The 1,105-nt window shown below is 70.0% G+C and carries 1 protein-coding gene; it reads right to left on the bottom strand.

Annotation, left to right across the window (positions count from 1 at the left end):
• Positions 1-123: 123 nt before the first annotated feature.
• Entirely contained in the window at positions 124-1,020 is an 897-nt protein-coding gene (gene ppk2 / locus PV341_RS45035; protein ID WP_500322474.1) for a polyphosphate kinase 2, read from the bottom strand.
• Positions 1,021-1,105: the final 85 nt, after the last annotated feature.

Below are 1,105 nucleotides of genomic sequence, written 5' to 3' on the forward strand. Positions count from 1 at the left end.
GGGGTGGGTGGGCGCAGGGGATCATCCCAGGTCCAGGGCTGGATGTGGACGGTGGTCCCGGCGCGCGGGCCGCCGGCCGGGAATGGACGGATCATCCACCACGCCCGCGCCGGGGGCGAAGGCTCAGGCCTCGCCGGCCTCGAGCAGGTTCGCGGCGGCACCGACGATCCTCGGGTCGGGCACGCCCACGACCTCCTCGTCCTTGTCGCCGTAGTCGAAGCGGCCCAGCACGGCGCGCATCGCCTCCACACGGGCCCGCTTCTTGTCGTTGCTCTTCACCACCGTCCAGGGCGCCTGCTCGGTGTCGGTCTCCCGGAACATCGTGACCTTGGCCTCGGTGTAGTCGTCCCACCGGTCCAAGGAGGCCAGGTCCATCGGGCTCAGCTTCCACTGCCGCACCGGGTCGACCTGGCGGATCGTGAAGCGGGTCCGCTGCTCGTCGCGCGACACGGAGAACCAGAACTTCACCAGGTCGATGCCGTCGTCCACGAGCATCCGCTCGAAGGCGGGCGCCTGCCGCATGAACCGCTGGTACTCGTCCTCCGTGCAGAAGCCCATGACCCGCTCCACGCCGGCCCGGTTGTACCAGGACCGGTCGAAGAGCACGATCTCGCCCGCGGTCGGCAGGTGCTCCACGTACCGCTGGAAGTACCACTGCCCGCGCTCGCGCTCGGTCGGCTTCTCCAGCGCCACCACCCGCGCCCCGCGCGGGTTCAGGTGCTCGGTGAACCGCTTGATCGTCCCGCCCTTGCCGGCCGCGTCGCGCCCCTCGAAGACGATCACCAGCCGCCGGCCGGTCTCCTTGATCCAGCTCTGCAGCTTCAGCAGCTCTATCTGCTGGAGCCGCTTGTGCCACTCGTACTCCTTGCGCTCCATGCGGAAGTCGTACGGGTAGTTCTCGCGCCACGTCTCGACCGGGCTGCCGTCCGGCCGGATCAGCACGGGGTCGTCCTGGTCGGTGTAGTCGACCTGCATCCCGGCGAGCAGATCCAGGTCCGCGGGGTGCGGGAGCGTCGTCATGCCGCCTCTCACCTCCGGGTCCGCGGGAACGGGCGTACGCCTTTCCCACCGTAACGCTGCCCCCCGCCACCCCGCGGACCTGGAT

This window comes from Streptomyces sp. PA03-1a (assembly GCF_033792805.1).
In the GTDB taxonomy this organism is placed as follows: Bacteria; Actinomycetota; Actinomycetes; order Streptomycetales; family Streptomycetaceae; genus Actinacidiphila.